At 27.3% G+C, this 21,236-nt stretch carries 16 protein-coding genes; 4 read left to right on the forward strand and 12 right to left on the reverse strand.

Going from position 1 to position 21,236, the window contains the following annotated elements; genetic code table 11:
• Positions 1–8 precede the first annotated feature (8 nt).
• Positions 9–890: a citrate (pro-3S)-lyase subunit beta gene (gene citE / locus ACZ5RS_RS02145; protein ID WP_464637231.1), complete on the reverse strand. Its 882-nt coding sequence runs from the start codon at positions 888–890 to the stop codon at positions 9–11.
• The gene (gene citD / locus ACZ5RS_RS02150) at positions 890–1,183 is read right to left on the reverse strand and encodes a citrate lyase acyl carrier protein (RefSeq protein ID WP_464637232.1); all 294 of its coding nucleotides are present in this window, start codon (positions 1,181–1,183) and stop codon (positions 890–892) included. Before citD ends, citE begins: the two co-directional genes overlap by 1 nt.
• A 329-nt stretch (positions 1,184–1,512) precedes the next feature.
• Here citD and ACZ5RS_RS02155 point away from each other — a divergent pair, with 329 nt between their 5' ends.
• The gene (locus ACZ5RS_RS02155) at positions 1,513–2,100 is read left to right on the forward strand and encodes a class I SAM-dependent methyltransferase (protein WP_464637233.1); all 588 of its coding nucleotides are present in this window, start codon (positions 1,513–1,515) and stop codon (positions 2,098–2,100) included.
• Positions 2,101–2,108: 8 nt separating this feature from the next.
• On the opposite strand, the gene ACZ5RS_RS02160 is transcribed toward ACZ5RS_RS02155, so the two are convergent.
• Positions 2,109–4,598 carry a response regulator gene (locus ACZ5RS_RS02160; RefSeq protein ID WP_464637234.1) on the reverse strand — a complete coding sequence of 830 codons (2,490 nt, stop codon included), beginning with the start codon at positions 4,596–4,598 and terminating at the stop codon, positions 2,109–2,111.
• Between the two features lie 458 nt (positions 4,599–5,056).
• Between ACZ5RS_RS02160 and citC the strand changes: the two genes are divergently transcribed.
• Positions 5,057–6,091, forward strand: a complete 1,035-nt coding sequence (citC, locus tag ACZ5RS_RS02165) for a [citrate (pro-3S)-lyase] ligase (protein WP_464637235.1) — start codon at positions 5,057–5,059, stop codon at positions 6,089–6,091.
• Here citC and citG read toward each other — a convergent pair.
• The gene (citG, locus tag ACZ5RS_RS02170) at positions 6,040–7,440 is read right to left on the reverse strand and encodes a triphosphoribosyl-dephospho-CoA synthase CitG (protein WP_464637236.1); all 1,401 of its coding nucleotides are present in this window, start codon (positions 7,438–7,440) and stop codon (positions 6,040–6,042) included. The two genes, citC and citG, sit on opposite strands and share 52 nt — an antisense overlap.
• Positions 7,441–7,568: 128 nt before the next feature.
• On the opposite strand from citG, the gene ACZ5RS_RS02175 reads away from it, so the two are divergent.
• Positions 7,569–8,279 carry a LytR/AlgR family response regulator transcription factor gene (locus ACZ5RS_RS02175; protein ID WP_464637237.1) on the forward strand — a complete coding sequence of 237 codons (711 nt, stop codon included), beginning with the start codon at positions 7,569–7,571 and terminating at the stop codon, positions 8,277–8,279.
• Positions 8,280–8,281: 2 nt separating this feature from the next.
• Positions 8,282–9,601 carry a sensor histidine kinase gene (locus tag ACZ5RS_RS02180; protein WP_464637238.1) on the forward strand — a complete coding sequence of 440 codons (1,320 nt, stop codon included), beginning with the start codon at positions 8,282–8,284 and terminating at the stop codon, positions 9,599–9,601.
• Between the two features lie 53 nt (positions 9,602–9,654).
• Here ACZ5RS_RS02180 and ACZ5RS_RS02185 read toward each other — a convergent pair whose 3' ends face one another.
• The 8 genes from ACZ5RS_RS02185 to xylB form a co-directional block, all read right to left on the reverse strand.
• Positions 9,655–10,599 (reverse strand): ABC transporter permease, encoded by a 945-nt coding sequence (locus ACZ5RS_RS02185; protein ID WP_464637239.1) that lies wholly within the window; start codon positions 10,597–10,599, stop codon positions 9,655–9,657.
• Positions 10,599–11,684: an ABC transporter permease gene (locus tag ACZ5RS_RS02190; protein ID WP_464637240.1), complete on the reverse strand. Its 1,086-nt coding sequence runs from the start codon at positions 11,682–11,684 to the stop codon at positions 10,599–10,601. Before ACZ5RS_RS02190 ends, ACZ5RS_RS02185 begins: the two co-directional genes overlap by 1 nt.
• Positions 11,677–13,176, reverse strand: coding sequence for an ABC transporter ATP-binding protein (locus tag ACZ5RS_RS02195; RefSeq protein WP_464637241.1), 1,500 nt, complete (start codon positions 13,174–13,176; stop codon positions 11,677–11,679). Before ACZ5RS_RS02195 ends, ACZ5RS_RS02190 begins: the two co-directional genes overlap by 8 nt.
• Before the next feature lie 94 nt (positions 13,177–13,270).
• Positions 13,271–14,302 carry a BMP family lipoprotein gene (locus ACZ5RS_RS02200; protein ID WP_464637242.1) on the reverse strand — a complete coding sequence of 344 codons (1,032 nt, stop codon included), beginning with the start codon at positions 14,300–14,302 and terminating at the stop codon, positions 13,271–13,273.
• A gap of 42 nt (positions 14,303–14,344) precedes the next feature.
• On the reverse strand, positions 14,345–14,848 hold the full coding sequence (locus tag ACZ5RS_RS02205; RefSeq protein ID WP_464637243.1) for a nucleoside deaminase: 504 nt from the start codon (positions 14,846–14,848) through the stop codon (positions 14,345–14,347).
• Positions 14,849–14,934: 86 nt separating this feature from the next.
• Positions 14,935–17,655 carry a hybrid sensor histidine kinase/response regulator gene (locus ACZ5RS_RS02210; protein WP_464637244.1) on the reverse strand — a complete coding sequence of 907 codons (2,721 nt, stop codon included), beginning with the start codon at positions 17,653–17,655 and terminating at the stop codon, positions 14,935–14,937.
• Between the two features lie 98 nt (positions 17,656–17,753).
• The gene (gene glmS / locus ACZ5RS_RS02215; RefSeq protein WP_464637245.1) at positions 17,754–19,565 is read right to left on the reverse strand and encodes a glutamine--fructose-6-phosphate transaminase (isomerizing); all 1,812 of its coding nucleotides are present in this window, start codon (positions 19,563–19,565) and stop codon (positions 17,754–17,756) included.
• A 185-nt stretch (positions 19,566–19,750) separates the two neighbouring features.
• Entirely contained in the window at positions 19,751–21,229 is a 1,479-nt protein-coding gene (gene xylB / locus ACZ5RS_RS02220; protein WP_464637246.1) for a xylulokinase, read from the reverse strand.
• Positions 21,230–21,236 lie beyond the last annotated feature (7 nt).

The raw sequence follows: 21,236 nt of genomic DNA on the forward strand, positions 1-21,236 counted from the left end.
TCACACCTCTAATACAAAACTTTTGAAGCTTTTGCTAAAGCAATTACTCTTTCAGCTCTTAAAACAATTGGTCTATCAATCATTTTCCCATTTAAACTAATAACTCCACTTTTATGTCTTTCAGCTTCTTTTATTGCTTCCATAACTTCCATGGCTTTCTCAATTTCTTCTTTTGTAGGAGTAAAGATTTCTATAATAGGTTCAATTTGTCTTGGATTTATTATTGATTTTCCATCAAATCCTAATTTTTTTATTAGCATTACTTCATCTCTAAATCCTTCTTCATCATTTAGATTTGAAAACACGGTATCTAGTGCATCAAGTTTTGCAGCTCTAGCTGCATGTAGAATCATAGATCGAGCAAACATCAATTCTACTCCATCTTTATATCTTTTGGTTTTTAAATCAGTTACATAATCTTCTGCACCTAAAGCAATAGCAATTAATCTTTTTGAAGAGAAAGCAATATCTTTTGCATTTAATACACCTAATGCACTTTCTATTGCTGCCATCATTTTGGTACTACCAATTTCTAAGCCAAATTCTTTTTCTGCTTTTTCAATTTCTTTTTCACAAATAATAATATCTTCTACAGTTTCAGTTTTTGGGAGTCTAATAACATCAATTTTTGAAGCAACCATAGCTTTAATATCCATAATTCCACATTCAGTTCTTGGATTATTAATTCTTACTACAAGTTCCTTCTCCCCATAATCTATAGTTCTCAAAGAATTATAAATTAAATATCTAGCAGCATCTTTTTCATTAAGAGAAACAGAGTCTTCTAAATCGAACATTATACTATCACATTTATATATATAAGCATCTTTAACCATTCCTGGATTATTGCCTGGAACAAACATCATAGTTCGTCTTAATCTATCACCCATTATTTGCTCTCCCACTTATAATCAGTTGAATCACAAGCTCTATAAAAAGCTGTTAAAGCTCTGGCTTTAATTACACAATCTAAAGCCCCTTTATCTACAGCAGTTACATAAGCGTTTTTAACACCAACTATTGAAGCAGAATCTTTTATAACTTGCTTAATTTGATCACCAAATTGCTTCTTTACTGGACTCTCTAGATGAATAAAAATACCCTCTCTATCATCCTTTTCAACTGTAATTAGAATATCACTTGATTCTAAAGTCCCAGCACTTGCTAATTTCTTGATTTCCAAAATAACCTCCTTATATTTTGACAAAAAAAATAAATTTAGCAGGGAATCCCTACTAAATTTTATTTTCTTGTACCAAATATATATTTAAAAAATCATGATTTTCTTTATCATCATCAACAAAATCTAAACCAACAATATTAAATGTATTTTTTATAAAACACTCTAACATTTTAATCTCCAAAAAATTAAAAAATACAATTTTTTTATTTCCGTTATTCATTGTAACACGTTTAAATTTTTTGTAACTAATTATTTACTTTTTTCACCTTTTTTTACCAAATCGAATTCATATTGTTCTCAATAAAACTTCATGTTACTCTATAAACAAGATGAACAATAAAACAATTAATTACTATGATAAAAATTTTGAAAGTTACAAATCAAATACCCAAAGACTTAATTTTTCGAATATACAAAAAATATTTATAAAAAAACTAAAAGCTAATTCTACGATATTAGATTTTGGATGTGGAACAGGTCGTGATACCAAATTTTTTTTAGATAATAATTTTAATGTTAAAGCAATCGATGGATCAAAAAAAATGTGCCAAATAGCTAGTGAATATTGCAATATTAAAGTTGATCAAATCTTGTTTAATGATTTCAATGAAATAAATTGCTATGATGGGATTTGGGCCTGTGCAAGTTTATTACATCTTCCATATCTAGAATTAAATTCTATTTTTCACAAACTACATGATGCGCTTAAAAAAGATGGAATATTATACACATCCTTTAAACTTGGTACTTTTGAAGGGTATATTGATAATAGATATTTCACTTTTTTAACATATGAAAGATTTATAAAAATTCCAGCGATTAAAACCTTATTTAAAGTTGATAAATACTTCATTAGTGAAGATATTAGAGATGATACAAATCAAAAATGGTTAAATGTGTTCTTAGTTAAAGAATAGATATTAATCTATGTAAAATATTTATTTAATAAATAATATAATTTCTTAATATTTACGGGTTTTGCTAAATGTTCATTCATCCCAGCTTCTAAAGACTTTTCAATATCATCTGAATAAGCATTAGCACTATATGCAAAAATAGGAATTGTAGTATTAAATTCTCTTATTTTCTTTGTAGCTTCTATACCATCCAGTTTTGGCATTCTAACATCCATTAAAACTGCATCATAGGTATTAAATAACACTTTTTTTACTGCTGTCTCACCATCATAAGCTACATCAACAATAATTTTTTTATTTTCTAATATTTTCCTAGCAATTTTAATATTAATTTCAGTATCATCACAAACCAAAATTTTCTTACCATCAAAACAATTATTATATTCTGCTTCAAAATTTATATATTGTTTTTCAATACAATCATCGATATCAATATCTTTAACAATGTCATAAACTATTTCAATTGTAAAAGTTGTACCAACTCCCAAAACACTATCACATACAATACTACCGTGCATTTGATCAATTAATTTTTTACAAATACTTAATCCTAACCCTGTTCCACCTTCACTTCTACTTAAAGAATTTTTTTCTTTTGAGAAAGGTTCAAATAAATGATTTTTTACAAAATCAGGACTCATACCAACACCTGTATCTCGAATAATAGAAATTACTTTAACTTTATCAGAACCTACATATTCACAAGTATTCTCCCAATATATAGTTCCATCTTTTGGTGTATATTTAATTGCATTATTTAAAATATTAACATATATTTGTGAAATTCTTTTCTCATCAGTATAAATACACTTATGAAAGTCATTTGTGTTATTTTTTATTTCTAATTTTATATTCTTTTCTTTAGCTTTATTATCAACAAAAGTTACGACTCTCTTAAGAATATTACACATATTTACATAAGAAAAATCAAATTCAAAATTCTCGCTTTGTAAACGTTGGCTATCTAAAATATCATCCATTAAACTTAATAAATATTTTGCTGAATCATAAATATCTAAAAAATATGCTTTGATATCATCAATACTTGCTTCGTTGATTCCGAACTCAGATAGAACAATAATAGCACCTAAAGGGGTTCTCATATCATGACTCATTCTTGCTAGGAAAACACTTTTTGCTTGGCTAGCTTCATTAGCAATTTTCTCAGCTTCAACTAATTCTTCATTATTTTCTTCCAATTCTTTTCTTCTTCTATTACTAGAGTAATAATACAACCCAAAGAAAAAGATTATTATTAAAGATAATGTAGCCAAATATTCTAATCTATGAGATAGAAAATTATCATATAATGTTGGAGAATATGAAATTTCTGAAATATTTGAATAAACAATATTTGATAAAGTATTCTTCTTTAATTTAATTGTAGCTTTATTTATAATTTGGGCTAAAATAGAATTAATATTTTGATTAACCACAATGTTTAAATCTTCAGAATAAATACTTAAAGGATATCTAGTTAATGCTTGGTATCTAGGATTAGAATTTAAATAATTAAAGCTATAACTGGAATCTATTAAACAATCAACTTCATTTTTTAATAACATATCATATCGCTTTAATATATTATCCTCAAATACGATAATCCAGGAAGGATAATTTTCTTTGACAAATTTGTAGGTTGAACTACCTTCTCTTGCAACAGCAATAGTTCTTACTTCACTATTATCTAAGACTTCTCCTCTTTTAGTTATCAATTCCATTGGAATTTTCATAACTGAATTGATATAAAATAGATTATCTTTATCTACTTTTGATTTTAAACAATCAAGTCCAATAGCAATATCTGTTTGATTATTAGAAAGAATTTCACCCATAGAAGCATGTCCATCATTTGTGACAATTTCAATATTCAATCCACTTGTCTTATTAATATCACGAATAATGTCAGGGAAAATACCAACGATTTCTCCACTTGTATTTACAGATGAAAAAACATTTTTATTTAATGCTGTAGTTGCAATCAACTTTGGATTACTGTTTATATAATTTAATTCTTCCCTAGTAAATTCAGTTGTAATAACTCTTGGGTAAAAATCTTCATATAAAGAATTATATATATCATGTGAATTATTCAATAAATTTGAGAAAGCTTTTGATACTTGCCAATATTCATTTTCTCTTGTTATATAATAAGTTGGAAAAGAATATAATCTATCTATTATATTACAACTATTCCCTATTGAACCAAAATCAAATATACCAAGATTAATTTCACTATCAAGTAAAGCAGAGTAGAGTTCTTTAGAATTATCATATTCCATAAATTCAGCATTTTTAATTTTACTTTTTACAAAAGCAATACTTTTATTTGTTGCTTCTCCCCTAAATACATATCCAATTTTTGAATTTTCAAAAGATGCATAATCTTGATAAGTATAATAATCATTTACAGAACAAAGAACTAAATTAACATTTCTAACCATTATATTAGAATAATCAAATTCTTCATCGATTTCTTTAGAATAATAAGAAGACATTACTACATCAACTTGATTATTTCTTAGAGCTTCTAAACAATCAAGCTTATCATCAAAAGCTATAATTTCTATATCCTTTTCTAAAAAAGGAACTAGCTGTTTGAATATCTCTGGTTCAAAGCCCGTGATACTTCCATCTTTATTAATAATTGCACTATTAGGTTTATTCCATACAGCAAATCGAATTGTATCAGTTTGAGTGTCATTGGCAAAAACATTAAGAACTACATTTAATAGGAATATAACTAATAAAAAAATTCTTTTGGATTTTAATCCGTTTTTTTCACAATGATAAACCCCTTTATATACTATTATGACTTAACATCAATAATATATCAAACAAAATTATCATATTAGTTAAATAAACACAAAAAAGTGCAAAAATTTATAAAAAAATATTATATTTCTCAAAACAAGACTCATAGGGTATAATGTCTTTAGTATAAAGGAATCATATTTTGTATAATAATCAGATAAAAATTGGGAAACCTTTTAAAAATCAAAAGTTAGATAAATTAATTTCTTTTCTAAATGCTAATGATTTGACATATGATGTTAATATAGAATATTCAATAATTATTGAAGATTTTGAAGGCAATATTATTGCAACAGGATCTTTAGAAAAGAACATTATAAAATGTGTTGCAGTTGATAAAACTCATAGAAATGAAAATTTAACATCAACTATTATTACCCATTTATTTAATCATTCAATTAAAAATGGAAACAAAAAACTCTTTCTTTTTACAAAAGTAAAAAATGAATTACAATTTAAAAACTTAGGTTTTTATACAATTGAAAAAACAGATCAGATTGTATTAATGGAAAATACAAAAAATGGACTTTCATCTTATTTAGATTCTATAAAACAAGAAAGCCTTAGCTTTTATACTGACAAAGTTAAAAAAATCGGTTGCATAATAGCTAACTGTAATCCCTTCACAAATGGTCATCTATATCTAATTGAAACAGCAGCAAAAGAATGTGATTTATTGCATATATTTATTTTAAGTGGTGATAATAATTTTTTTAGTGAAAACGAAAGATATAATCTTGTAAAAGAAGGAACAAAAAATATTTCAAATATTATTATCCACCATGCTAAAGAATATATTTTATCACCTTTAACTTTTCCTACATATTTTATAAAAGATAAAAATCAAACTACAAACATAAATTGTAAATTAGATATAAATCTCTTTTTAAATAAATTAGTACCACTTTTAAAAATAAACTATAGATTTGTAGGCACAGAACCAAAAGACATAGTAACAAATTCTTATAATAATGAATTAATAAAGGGGTTAGCAAATTCTAATGTTCACTTAATAATAGTTGAAAGGAAAAAACTATCCTTTGATGTTATATCTGCAACTAAAGTTAGATTTTTAATTGAAAATAAAGACTTTAAGGCTATCATTCCATATGTTCCAAAAACTACCTATGATTTTATAATATCAAAATTTGATAAAACTTCTTCCTCAAAAAAATAGAAAAAATATGTTAAAGATAATAAATCAGCAGCACCACCTGCACTAATATTTTTTGCTATAAAATATGAATCTAATTCTTTTATTAGCCCAATTTTATTTTTATCTTTCAATTCTAAAATATCTTTAATTCTTATTTTTATTTCTAAAAGAGTATTATAATCACTTCTAGCTATTATATTTGTATCTTCAATTAATAAAACAATTTCTAATAAGGTATATGCCCCACTATCATTAAATGAATTACCAGCATCAATATATGAATAAAATTTAGGTAATATTTTTTCTATTACTGTTGAGTATCCGTTATATGCCTCTCCTCTAATTCCTAAAACTTGTTCGCTTAGATAAAGCTTTTCACCATTCGTTAATTTCTCTTTATTATTTAGATTCTCAAAATCACAAAATATATTCTTTGTTAAATCTTTTATTGTTATAATAATATTTTCTCTTGAATAAAAATTATTATGAGATAGCCAACCAAGAGAAGCTAAAACTATCGCATAAGAGAAAATAATCCCCTTATGAGTATTAACATTATTTGTAACTTTATACATAGCAATTTCAGCTTTTTTACCTAACTCTCTTATAGGTATAAAAAGTTTCTCTATAGCAGTTGTACTATTCTTTGCTCCAATCATATAAAATTCTTTAAAGAAAGGAATTAAAGCTATAGCACTTTTGTTAAAAAGAAAAATATCCATATCCTTATGAGATCCAGAATTATTTTGATCAACAAGTCCTGGTTTTGGAGTTGTTAATACTTCATACAATAAAGCTTTTAAACAAATATCAGAAATTATATTTGCCATTTTATTATCAAAATAATCTAGCATCACATCAATTTGTTTCTCTAAAATTTGATCTATACTATGAGATTTTAACCTTCTACATTGATATATATTATTATTACAAATAATACATTTTCTTTGATTATAGCCAATTACTTCTCTACTTATTTTTTCTCTATTATTTGAAATAACATCAATATCAAATAATCTTCCAATCTTCAAAGACTCTTCAATATCACAACAATATCTTTTCAATAACATGGAATCACATTCGATTAGATAATATTTTTCATATCCACATTTTGACTTATTTATTTCTTGATATTTAATTTTTAAATTATGAAAGATTAATTTATCCTCTATTAATCTTGCTCCTTCATAAAAAGTTTTTTTAGATAATTCAAAAACTTTATTTGAACCAGCTATATTCAAAGTTAAAACGATTAAAGAACAATTATATTCTTTAAGTAATTGATTTTCTTTTTCAACTCTAAGATCTCTACTAAATAAAATATTCTCTAAAGTAATATCATTATTTGATAAATATTTATTATATCTCATAAGATTCACAATAATATCAATATTTTTAATTCGCAACATAAATTTAATAATATTATTCTCACATTAATTTGATTACTTTTATAAAGTACTTTATAATTAAATCCAAGTATGATAACAAGGGAATAAAAATGAAAATATGCATTTGTGATGACAATACTTTTGATACAAAAGTATTGGTTGATACAATAAGAAATTATTATAAATTAAATAATAAAATTGTTTGTACAATTGACACATATAGTTTTGCAGAAACTTTTATTGAAGAATTTTATAATTCTCCAAATAAATATGACCTTTTATTTATAGATATTTTTCTAAATGATAAAAATGGTTTTTCTATAGCCGAAAAAATAAAGAAAGACTTTGATATTAATATAGTTTTATATAGTTCCTCAAAAGATTTTGCTATCGAAGGATATTCTATAGATATTTTTGGATATCTATTAAAACCTCTTAATTCTTCGAAACTTTTTTCTTTACTAGACAAATTTCATAAAGAAAATAATAATAAAATTATTCAGTTAAAAACTAATGGAAAAATAGATTTAATCAAAATCAAAGAAATAATTTATGTTGAAAGCAAAGCTAGAAAAGTATTATTCCATTTTGACAATAATGAAATCAAATCATATTATTATCCTTTAGATAAAATACAAGAACTAATTGATAGCCCCATATTTCTTAGAACTCATAAAAGTTATTTAGTAAATATGAAAAAAATTACTAAAATTCAAGATACTCATTTTATTGTAACTAACGGTGATTTTGTACAAATTAAGCAAAAAGCTGTAAAAAAGATTTATCAAGAATACAATAGCTTTATATTAAAGGAGCACTAGTATTGGTTGTTTCAAATGAGATAAGTCACTTATTAGTAGTTGAACCTTTATATTTAATTCAACTAATAACTTGTTGGAATTTACTTCCTCAAAAGAAGAGTAGAAAAAAGAATTTATTTTTTTTACTAGTTGTTTTTTTTGTTTTATTAGCAATTTATAATTATCTACTTTTCTTTAAAGGCTTTGATGCTGCTTTTAATTCTATTTTCATATTATTAACTATTCCTGGTTTTGTTTTATATTTTATTATAAGTAAATATAAGGATGGTAGATTAGTATTTTCTTATTTTTTCTCAGATTCTATGCTATCAATTTTTAATTTCTTAACATATGTAATTGGAATTCACTTTTTTAAAGAATTAACAGTTCCCTTTATAATTGTTAGAGATGTGAGTATGATAATTTTTGCTTTATTATTTAATCTTTTATATATCCCTAAAATCAGAAAAGCTTTAAATACTAAAGATGTTAATTGGAATATAATTGCTCTAATTGCTGCATTTGCCGGAGTTTATATTTATTATGAATTAACTAGAGAAGGCTCTATGCTAAATAGACAAAATGAATTATTCCCAATAACTTTAACGTTCTTATTGCTATGCATTGTTTTTCTAACTTTATTATGGACATTGGTAAAAATAAGAGAAAAAGAAACTCAAAATATTGAATTACTCAAAAAAGAGAATGCTTTAGATTTAGTTAGAACTCAGCTCAAACAAGTTGATTCAACTTACCAACAAATCAATCAAACATATGATAAAGTTAGGATGTTACGTCATGATATAAACAAGGAACTTTCAATTATTCAAGCTTTATGTGATGAAGGTGATATAGATAAAGTAAAAAAATATACTTCAAAACTTACTAAGAAAGTTCCAATTCAAAATTTCATTAAATATTCAAATAATCACATGTTAAATTCAATATTAAACCATTACAAATCAATTCTTGAAAAAGAAAATATTCCTAATAAATTTTCAATAAGTTATAATAACAAAGATGAAATAATTACCTCTGATATATGTATTATCATATCTAACGCCATTGATAACGCAATTGAGGCTACTATTAAAGCTGAGAACAAATTTATAGAGATTAATATTAAACAAGATATAAGTTCAATATTAATCTCAGTTAAGAACTCATATAATCAACAATATTTAAAATTAACAAATGATAAATTAGTAAGCACAAAAATAGATGCACAGAACCATGGCTTAGGTATAAAAATTATAGAACACATTACGAATTCGTATTTTGGTAATATGGTTTATACTACTGATGATTCTGTTTTCAGATTAGATGTTTGGCTATATATATAAAAATAGCCAAATGATTTTCAATCAAATGGCTATTAAATATTTATTATAAATAACTAAGTCCGCTTTTCTCTATCAAAAGGAACGCCTAATGCAGCAGGTTCCTGCTTCTTCTTATCTCTAGAAAAGGCAAGTGTTAATATTACTAAAATATATGGTAACATAACCGCAAATTCATAAGGGAAATTAATTCCTTGTCCTTGAATTGCTAATTGGAAACTTTGTGCCAAAGAGAATAATAGTGCACCCCACATTATTTTAACAGGATCCCAGTGTCCAAAATATACAAGTGCTACAGCAATAAAACCTCTACCAGCAATCATTTCATCACTGAACATCTTTGCTTGACATAAGGATAAATAAGCACCAGCTAAACCTGCAAAAGCTCCACCAACGGCTAAAGCTTGGAATCTAACTCTATTAACATTAATACCCAAACTATCTGCAGCTCTTGGGAATGTTCCAACAGCTCTAACTCTTAATCCCCAAGGGGTTTTGAACAATACATAAACAGATAATGGTACAAATAAAAATGCTACATATACTAAGATATTATGAGAGAATAAAATTGGGCCTAAAATTGGAATATTTGATAATACTGGAATATTTAAATTACCAATACCTGGAATACTTTGAGTACCACCAACAAAGTGTCTAAATAATGTACCAGCTGCTCCAACACAGAACAATTGTAAACCAATACCTGCAATACCTTGTTTAGCCTTAAAAGTAATTACTACAACTCCAAATAAGAGACCTAGTAATGCTCCTAATCCAGTTCCAGCTAAAATTCCTAAGAAATTATAAACACCTGGAGTAACCCCGCCATGACCTACAGAATAAGGCACAAGCATTCCAATAAAGGCACCCATAGCCATAATTCCTTCACAACCTAGATTAAAAATACCCGATCTTTGGTTAAACATCTCACCAATACTTGCTAATAATAAGGCTACACTAAAGGGAATGCCTAAGGCTAATATATTTACTACAAAATCCATTACTTAGCCTCCTTCTTATTGATTTTTTTCCAAATCTTATCCATTAAATATTTATCATTCATAACCTGTTGAGCTGCAACTATAACTAAAATGATAATACCCTCTAGAACTTGAACCATATTTGCAGGAACACCAACAATTCTCTGAGTCATATCAGAACCAACTAATAATAATCCAAAGAAGAAGGATGCCGGAAGAATACCCGCAGGATGAAGGCCTCCAAATAAAGCTACAACCAAACCAGAAAAACCATATCCACTAGTTATACCTTCAATAGCTCTATGGTGAACACCTAAAACTTCAACACTACCGGCAATACCAGCAAAAGCACCAGAAATAACCATTGAAATTGTTACAAAGAATGCAACTTTAATTCCACCATATCTTGCAGCCTTCTCACTTGCCCCTGCAGCTCTTAATTTATAACCAAAAGAAGTTTTCCATAATAAAATATAAATTAAAATAGCTAATACAAAAACAAAGAATATACCAGAATGCAATCTTGTACCTTTAATTAATCTATTTAACCAAACAGCTTTATCTAATCTCATTGATTGTGGAGTACCACTACCCATAGTTAATTCAGCTGGATCAATCATCGGGCCTCTTAAAAAGAAAGTATATAATTGTGCCGCTATATAGTTTAACATTACCGTAGATAGCAGTTCACTGACCTTTAATTTTGCTTTTAAAATACCAGGAATAAAGCCCCATAAAGCACCACCAAGCATACCAGCTATTACAATAATGAAAATGTTAAATGGTCTAGGAATATTATAAAGAGTTAAAGCAGCTGCAGTAGCTGTTAAAATTCCAATAGCCATTTGTCCTTCAGCACCAATATTAATAATACCTGAACGATAAGCTACAGTAATACCTAAAGCAATAATTGATAGAGGTATTGCCCTAATAATAACTTCAGTTAATTGAATTTTATTCTTTAATGGCTCTGTTAAAATAACCAAATAGGTTTTAAAAACATTTGCATCAATTGTTACTAAAATAATTGAACCAATTAGTAAAGTTGCAATTATGGCAATTAACATGATTGAAGTTTTATATAATACTTTAAATTGTTTATTCATCACTTACTCCTGCCATTAACATACCAATAGCTCTCCTTGTTGCTGTTTTTGCAGGTAATACTTTTTGAATATGACCTTTAAAAATTACTGCAATATTATCTGAAAGATTCATTATTTCATCTAATTCTTCACTAATTAATAAAATACCTACTCCATTTTCTCTCATCTCAAGTAATTTTGAATGAATAAATTGAGCAGCTCCCATATCCAACCCTCTAGTAGGATATACAGCAATTAAGAACTTTGGTTTACGTGCAATTTCTCTAGCTAGAATAACTTTTTGGATATTCCCACCTGATAGTGCACCAGCACTTAAAGAAGTGTTAACACAACGAATATCAAATTGTTCTCTTAACTTTTCTGCATTACTATTTATTACTTTATTTTTAATTATTTTATGATTTGAAAATCTTTCATCTTCAATATCTTTTAGAACTAAATTTTCTTTTATAGAAAAGGATGGAACAATTCCTTCTGTATTTCTATCTTCAGGAATGTAACCCATTCCTTTTTTAATAATATTTACAGGATTTAAATTTTCAATATGATCATTAAAAAATAGAATTTCACCCTTATTAACTTTTCTTAGACCATTAATTATTTGAGCTAATTCTAATTGTCCATTTCCAGAAACACCAGCTAGTCCCATTATTTCACCTGATCTGATTTTCAAATTCAAATCATTTAATGCTAAGAAACCTCTAATGCTTTTTACATCAACATGTTTTAATTCTAAGGCATATTCTTCATCACTAAATTCTTTTCGTGTTGTATTTTCAGGCATTTTTACTTCATGACCTGTCATTAATGCAGCAATATCAGAAGAACTATAATCATCTGTATTTCCGGCAAAAACAATTTTACCATGCCTTAAAATAGCTAATTTATGTGATAATTCTTTTACTTCCTTAAGCTTATGAGAAATAAAAATCATTGGAAGTTTTTTATTCATAGTCTTAAGTAATTGAATCAATTCATCAATTTCTTGGGGTGTTAAAGCACTAGTAGGTTCATCAAGAATTAAGAATTTAGCACCTAAACATAATGTTTTAACAAGCTCAACTTTTTGCTGTTCTCCAACTGATAATTGCCAAATATAGGCCTCAGGATCAATAACTAAATCATATTTATCCCCAATTTCCTTGATTTTATTAACAACAAAGTCCATATCAATTTTTACTTTTTGCCAAGCTTTTTTCATGCCTAAAGCAATATTTTCTTTAACTGTTAAATTGGGAACCAACATGTATCGTTGGTGAACCATACCGATACCACATTTGAAAGAATCATTAGGTGAAGAAAAACATACTTTTTGTCCATTAAGAATTATACAACCATCATCACATTGATAAAGACCCATTAGAACGTTCATTAAAGTTGTTTTACCAGCTCCATTTTCACCTACTAAAGCAAAAATTTCACCTTCTTTAACTTCAATGGTAACTTTATCTAATGCCTTCATACCCGGAAAAGTTTTGGTTATATTTTCCATTCGGAGACTAGTAATTTTATCCATATTTTACCTTATAAAAAGGACATCTTTATAATATATAACTATATAAAAAGATGCCCTTCATTAATTTATCTTATAATTGAGAATAATCTACACTCTTCCAATCTACTGAATTTGGATTTTGAACAAATTTTTCAATTTGTGCATTAATAGTTGAAACTAAATCTGCACCATAAACATCTTTCAATGCATCATTAAATCCGAAAACAAATCCACCATTAGAGAAATTCATAGGTACACAATAACCCCCCTTAACTCCATTTTGTACATTTTCTACTAATGAAACAATTACAGGTGCATAATCATATGAAGAAGCAGCTAAACATTTCATTTGTCCTTCTTCCATACCTAATTGTGCTAAATCTTGTCCAACCCACCAAATATCATCATTTGGATAGTCTGCAGTAGCTCTTAAAGCACCTAAAGCTTGTTGTGATGATCCAGTTAATACATCTACACCAGCTTTAATTTGTGATTGAGCAACTTGACCTGCTTTAATATAGTCTGAGAAAGAACCAGTGTGTGCAACCATAATTTTAACATTAGGATTAACACTCTTAGCACCTAATACGAAACCTCTATTATAACGAGCTGAGTCTCCACCATCTACAGGACCAACAACACCTAGTACTTGTTTGTTAGAAACTGTAGCAGCAATAATACCTGATAAGTAACCTGTTTCTTCACTTTCTGGCATATATGTTACAACATTGTCTGGACCAATTTCTGAACTTGTTCCAAAAGCAAAAGTTACATCTGGATATTCATCAGCCATTTCTAGAATTAAGTTCTTATATTGAGCACCATGGCCAATAATAATATCATAACCATCTGCAACATATTGTCTTGCAGCAGAACCAGCATCTACAGGTTTCATTTTTTCACTATAGCTGTATTCAATTACACCTGGTAATTGTTCTTGAGCACCAAGAATACCATCATGCATTGCTTGACACCAGCCTTTATCATCAACTGTATTTTCAACAATTAATGCAACTTTAACCATTCCTGAATCTTTAGCTACTGGTTCTTCACTTCCACCTTGAGCAAACAAAGATGTTGATAGAGCAACTAACATTAAACTAAAAATAAAAATTTTTTTCATTTTTCTCTCCTCATATGTATGATATAAAAAAGTTTTACCTTTTTAATTCCAAAAACTTAAATGATCCTTTAATATAGCTTCTTTTAATTTTTCATCACTTGTAGGACCACAAACAATCATTTCTCTTTGACCATGCTCTAATACTTCATCGCAAGGCAAGTCAAAGGTAGGATTTTCTTCATGATTTCCTGTTTGTTTTAATAATTCAGCTTCTGTTAGACCAAATACTATTCTCCCAACATTGGTCCAATAAACTGCACCTGTGCACATAACACAAGGTTCAAAATTAGTATATAAACTACATGTACTTAAAAATTCTGGGCTATATTTCTTACCTGCTTCAATCATAACTGAAGTCTCAGCATGTAAACATGGACTGGCATCTTTATTATTGCCAATTTCAATTAAAATATTTCCATCTTTATCAGCTAATAAAGCTCCAAAAGGATGACAACCTCTTTCTACTGCCTCATGAGCAATACGAACAGTTTCATATAATAATTCTATATCCTGAGCGGTTAACTCATTCTTAATCACTTTTTTCATAACTTCTCCATTGAAAATTATTATAACATATTGAAAATTATACACAATATATATTGTAAAATTAAATACCCAATAAAAAATAAGATTTAATTATTTTCTAATAATTTAGAAATTGTTATAAACAGTTCATCTTGATTTATGGGTTTTGAAAGATATGCATTCATACCAGCTTTAAGATATCTATCAATATCATTCGAGAAAGCATTTGCACTTAATGCAATAATTGGTAAATTTTTATTAAATTTTCTTATATTTTTTGTTACATCAATTCCACTCATTTTAGGCATACTTATATCCATTAAAACAACATCATAATGGTGAGTTTTTACTAAATTTAATCCCTCTAGTCCATTACTTGCAATTGTTACAATTATGCCTTTAGACTCTAGAATCTTTTTAATTATAATTTGATTAATTTTAATATCTTCACAGACAAGGACTTTTAATGAAGTAAAATCAAAAATTGGAGTAACATTTTCTAAAGATTTTAAATAAGCCTTTACTTGTTCATCTGTTGGAATTTTTATTGGGATTTTAATTATAAAAGTAGTTCCTTTACCTATTTCTGATTCACATTCTATTGACCCATTCATAGCATCCACAATTCTTTTTACAATAACCAATCCTAACCCTGACCCATCTTCAATTGCAGATAAAGAATTTGTCTCTTTTGCAAATGGTTCAAACATACGTTTTTGGAATTCTTTACTCATTCCAACACCATTATCAGAAATTGTATGTGTCACAAATAGCTTATTACTATTTCTTTCAACAGTTATAGCCCACTTAACAATTCCTCCGGGGTTAGTATACTTGATAGCATTATTTAAGACATTAACTAAAACCTGTTTAACTCTTTTTGAATCAACAATTACGTATTTATAATTAATAGCTTTACCTTTATCAATAATGAAAGAAATATTTTTTTCTCTAGCTCTTTGAATAACAATTTTTTTAATTGCTTCAGAATTATAAGCAACATTAAAAAGTTTTTCTTCTAATACAATTTGATTTCTTTCAATTTGTTGATAGTCTAGAATATCATTAATCAATGATAATAAATAATTTCCATTTTCTTTAATTTGTTGGAAGTATTCTATAAAAATATTATCTTCACACTCACTTATTCCAAAATCAGATAAACTAATAACAGCTCCTAGAGGAGTTCTCATATCATGACTCATTCTAGATAAGAATTCAGATTTTGCTTTATTTGCAATAGAAGTTTCTCTTTGAGCAACAAATAATTTATTATTAACAAGTCTTAATTTTTCATTTCTCTTCTCAGCTTCTTTAGTCATATCAGTTACATCATAAACAACAGTAAATAAATCCCCTTCAGCGTCTCTAAAAGCTAAACTTCTTTTATAATAAATTTCATCATCAACTTTTATTTTATAAACTACTGAATATGGTTTATCCTTTATTAAGGCCTCTCTATCGCGACAAGATTTCAATCTTTTTTCACCAGAGGTACTAATGATTTCAGCTTTATCATGAATATAATTTTCTAATTCTTTATAGGTGTATCTACTATATCCTTTTGGGAACCCTAAAAAAGTATTCCCTCTAGAATAAACAATACATGTTTCAGTTGTTTTATCTTGTCTCATTACAAATTCATTTTGATAAGAAACTATAGCTTTGAGCATTTTTTCCATTTCAATTCTATCTGTGACATTTAAAACATTTATAACAACTAAAGGATTTTTTGAGATAGGGTCAACTAAGAAATTATAATTTGCTCTCATGTATATAATACTATCTCCAACTTTTTGGTGATATTCAACTTGAGAAGACTTTTGATCAAAATAATGAGCTTTAATTTTTTCAAATTTAAAATAATCTTTAAATTTTTTCTTATCCTCATCACCTACAATATTTGGATAATAATATGTAACGACTTCATCAAAAGTCTTACCATCAAAATTATATTTTGAAGCATTTGTAAAATAAAAAACAATTTTTTGAGTTACTAAATCAAAACAATATAAAGCACCAATTTCTGAATCAGTATTCTTTCTATGTTCAATTAGATCTTTATATAAATTAAATAATCTTTGATTTCTTCTCTGTTCAGTTTCATCAATTAAATACTCAATATAAGCTTCTTCATTATCCCATATTGTTTCAGCAAAATGTATTTTAAATTCTTTGTCTAATTCAACAAATTTTTGAAAAAAGAAAGAATCAGAATTTTTATTAGAGGCAATAGGACAATAATCACAAGGCTTATCAGTTTTTTTTACTAAATTATAACATTTACAATTATCTGATAAGGTTGAAGAATCTTTAAACATTGTTTTTGCAACTTGATTTAAATATAAAATTCTATAATCCTTCTTTGCTATTACAATAATAGCATTTGGACTTTCTTCGGCAATTTTTGTTCTTTGTTCTTGAAAGATTTTATATACTTTTGTTTCTTGGACATAACTATTAGAGATATCAGAATAGGAAAAATAAACAAAAACTTTGCCATCAATTATTTTTTTCTCTGCATTAATATTAATAATTAAAAAATCTTTATCTCCTTTAAGTTTAAGTCTACAAGTAATATTAAAGTTTTCTACTACACCTTTAATAAAATTACTTTCAACTTCTCTAACCCATACTTCATCAAATTTATCTAATTTTGAATACTCTTTATTATTTAATCCTAATATTGCTGTCTCTCTATCAATTCTAAATAAATTACAAAACCCATCAGAAACTAAAAAATATTCTAATTTTTCATCAATAATTTGTGCAAGGCTAATGGCAATAGGAAACGATTCAATTTGTTCTTTTTCTTTATCACTAATCAAAAACAAAAAAACGCCTCCATATTATTAAAAGAATATATAACAATTATATCATCATAAATGTGAAGAAACAAATAAAATCATTTTCCCTTATTTTTTTACTATTCAACTGTAACGCTTTTTGCTAAATTCCTTGGATGATCAGGATCATTTCCTCTGTTAATTGAACAATAATAAGCATATAACTGAGTTACAATTACACTTAACATAGGAGAGAGATAAGAATCAGTTTTTGGAATTTGGAACACTTCATCCGCAACTTTATCAAAAACATCATTTCCTTCAAATGTTATAGCTAGAACCTTTGCTCCTCGAGCTTTTACTTCTTTTATATTAGAATCCATCTTGTCATAAAGTTTTGAATTACAACAAGAAGCAACTACCAAAGTATCTTCATCAAGTAAAGCTATTGGACCATGTTTTAATTCTCCAGCAGCAAAAGCTTCTGAGTGGGTATAATTTATTTCTTTTAATTTCAAAGCAGATTCTAAAGATATTGCAAAATCACTTTGTCTACCAAAATAAAATACCTTTGTTTTATTAAACTGTCTCGCAGCAAAACGTTGAATTTCTTCTTGTCTTTCAGTAATTAATTGAGCTTTACTTGGTAAAGTTTCTAACTCACTCATTAATTTATTAGCAACATTCTCATCTTTTGTTAAAGCACAAGTTAATAAGAAAACACACATTAATTGAGTTGTAAAAGCCTTAGTAGAGGCAACTGCAATCTCTGGTCCAGCTTGGGTATACATTACATAATCAGCTTCTCTAGAAACAGTTGAACCAACTACATTGGTTATTGCTATAATATTTATACCCTTTTTCTTCAAGATTCTCATAGCTTGTAAAGTATCTGCAGTTTCTCCAGATTGAGATATTACAATACATAAATCATCTTTATTAATTATTGGATCTCTATATCTAAATTCGGAAGCTACATCAACCTCAACAGGAATCCTAGCATAATGTTCGATAGCATATTTTGCTACTACTCCAGCATGATATGCTGTTCCACAACCAATAATGACTACTTTTTTAGCATTTTTGACAGCTTCATCAATCTTCCCTAAATCCAATTTACCACCATAAACTCTAGCCTTAAAAGTTTGTTCAAGAGCATATGGTTGTTCAAAGATTTCTTTAAGCATGAAATGTTCATAACCATTTTTTTGGGCTGATTGCATATCCCAATCAACATGAGAAATTTCTACATCTATTAAATTACCTTCATAATCATAGATTTGAACTTCATCAGCAGTTATTTTTGCAATTTGATTATCTTCAAGATATTGAACTTCTCTTGTATATTCTAATAAAGGAGTTACATCAGAAGCTAATAAATTATATTCTTCAGCTCTTCCTATTATTAAAGGGCAGTCTTTTCTTGCAACAACAATAGAATTTGGTTCATTTTTACAAACAACAGCTAAAGCATAAGAACCTTCAACTCTTTTTAGTGCTTCAGAAACAGCTAATAATAAATCATCGTTATAATGAAAATCTATTAAATGGGCTATACATTCTGTATCTGTTTCACTTCGAAACTTAACATTATGTTTTTCTAACCAAGCTCTCAATTTTACATGATTTTCAATAATACCATTATGAACAACAGCGATATCATTACTAACATCCGTATGGGGATGAGAATTTACATCACTAGGTTCTCCATGAGTTGCCCATCTAGTATGTCCAATACCAACTGAGCCATGAATTGGTTTTTCTTTAACTAATTTTTCTAAATTTGATAATCTTCCTTTAGCCTTTCTAATTTGTAAATCTTTATTATTTAATAAAGCAATGCCAGCAGAATCATATCCCCTATACTCTAGTTTAGATAAACAATCTAATAAGATATTTGATGCATCTAAACCCTTCTCCCCGTTTGAACAAAATCCAACTATCCCGCACATAGTAAATCACCCTTAAATTTTTAAATTTTTTCCATTATAACAAAATATATTCAATTTAAGTAGTCTTTTTTGTTTATTTACCAATATAAACTAACTTTTACATTCAATTCTAATAATTATTTAATATTTCCTTAATTATTAAAATCAAATTATATAATTAAAATATAAAAGTAAATTTAAATAAATTATTTAAAAATTGGACTTAGAGCTAAATCATATTTTTTATATTTTAAATATGCTTTTTGATATTTTTCATTATTCTCAATATTAGGATAATACCTACCAATTATATTCATCTCGCAATGCTCTAAAGCACATTCATCTATACTAATCTTCTCTAATAAACTTAATACTTGAATAGCTCCGCCAAATGCAGCACTTTCTTTTATTCCTGGGATTGCAACAGGTAAGTTTAATATATCACTAACCATTTGTGCCCATATATTACTATTTGCTCCACCACCAATTAATTTTAATTCTTTTGCATCAAATCCCAATTCAACAAAAGCATCAAAACCTATTTTCATAGCATATACAGCACTTTCCAATGCAGCTCTAGCTATATTCTCTCTTGAAGTGTTTGTAGTATTCATTCCTAAAATAACTGCTTCTCCATGTGGATAATTAGGAACTCTTTCCCCATTGAAATAAGGAAGAATACATATTCCACTAGCACCAATATTTGCGTAAGAAGCTAAAGAATCTAATTCCTTAACTGAAACATTTAATAATTCTCTAATTTGTTCAGAAACTACTGTACAATTCATTGTGCAAAGTAAAGGCAAATACCCTCCACTAGAAGAAATGAAAGCAGCTAATCTAGAATCAACATCACTAACTAATTTCTCACTATAGCCAAAAAGAGTACCACTTGTACCCATACTCATTACTAAGGATCCTTCATGAGTACAACCACAACCAATGGCGCCCATCATATTATCCCCACCACCACAAGAAACAATTACACCAGATTTTAAACCTAATTCTTTGGCAACTTGATCTCTAACAATACCTTGAACTTCATCAGATTTAATAATGTTAGGTAAACACTCTAATAAATCTTTTTGTTCATCTATTGCTTTTAATATTTTCTTAGACCATTTTCTATTTTTTACATCAAATAATGCTGTGCCACTTGCATCACCTTCCTCCATTGTTAGGGTTCCAGTTAAATAAAAATTAATATAATCATGAGGTAATAAAATACAAGATAATTTATTATATAAGTCTTTATGATTTTCTTTTAAGAATAAAATCTTTGAAGCAGTATACCCAGGTAAAACTTGATTTTGAAGCTCTTTAAAGACTTCTTTTTCTCCACCAACAATCTCAGTTATTTCATTACATTGGTTAACAGTAGAGGTATCACACCAAAGTTTAACAGGGACTAAAACTTCATTTTTATCATCTAAAGCTACAAAACCATGTTGTTGTCCAGAAACTCCAATTCCTTTAATTTTTGACTTTATTTCTTTTGGAAGTTTAGAAAAACAATCTTTTATAGCATCAATATACCAAAAAGCCATTTGTTCTCTAGTGCCATCTTCTTTACTGATTAGTTCATGAGCAGAAGAAGCTTTAGCAATTATAACTTTACTATCCGAATCATAACATACAACTTTTGTACTTTGAGTACCACAATCAATTCCAGCTACTATAGCCACAATTTAC

It is taken from the genome of Pleomorphochaeta caudata, from assembly GCF_055395745.1.

Coding starts and splice junctions, on each gene's coding strand:
- ACZ5RS_RS02185 (WP_464637239.1), bottom strand. CDS start 10,599: ATGGATTTTGTAGTAAATATATTAGCCTTAGGCATTCCCTTTAGTGTA.
- ACZ5RS_RS02200 (WP_464637242.1), bottom strand. CDS start 14,302: ATGAAAAAAATTTTTATTTTTAGTTTAATGTTAGTTGCTCTATCAACA.
- ACZ5RS_RS02155 (WP_464637233.1), top strand. CDS start 1,513: ATGAACAATAAAACAATTAATTACTATGATAAAAATTTTGAAAGTTAC.
- citG (WP_464637236.1), bottom strand. CDS start 7,440: ATGAGATATAATAAATATTTATCAAATAATGATATTACTTTAGAGAAT.
- ACZ5RS_RS02195 (WP_464637241.1), bottom strand. CDS start 13,176: ATGGAAAATATAACCAAAACTTTTCCGGGTATGAAGGCATTAGATAAA.
- citE (WP_464637231.1), bottom strand. CDS start 890: ATGGGTGATAGATTAAGACGAACTATGATGTTTGTTCCAGGCAATAAT.
- ACZ5RS_RS02160 (WP_464637234.1), bottom strand. CDS start 4,598: ATGTCTTCTTATTATTCTAAAGAAATCGATGAAGAATTTGATTATTCT.
- glmS (WP_464637245.1), bottom strand. CDS start 19,565: ATGTGCGGGATAGTTGGATTTTGTTCAAACGGGGAGAAGGGTTTAGAT.
- ACZ5RS_RS02190 (WP_464637240.1), bottom strand. CDS start 11,684: ATGAATAAACAATTTAAAGTATTATATAAAACTTCAATCATGTTAATT.
- ACZ5RS_RS02175 (WP_464637237.1), top strand. CDS start 7,569: ATGAAAATATGCATTTGTGATGACAATACTTTTGATACAAAAGTATTG.
- ACZ5RS_RS02205 (WP_464637243.1), bottom strand. CDS start 14,848: ATGAAAAAAGTGATTAAGAATGAGTTAACCGCTCAGGATATAGAATTA.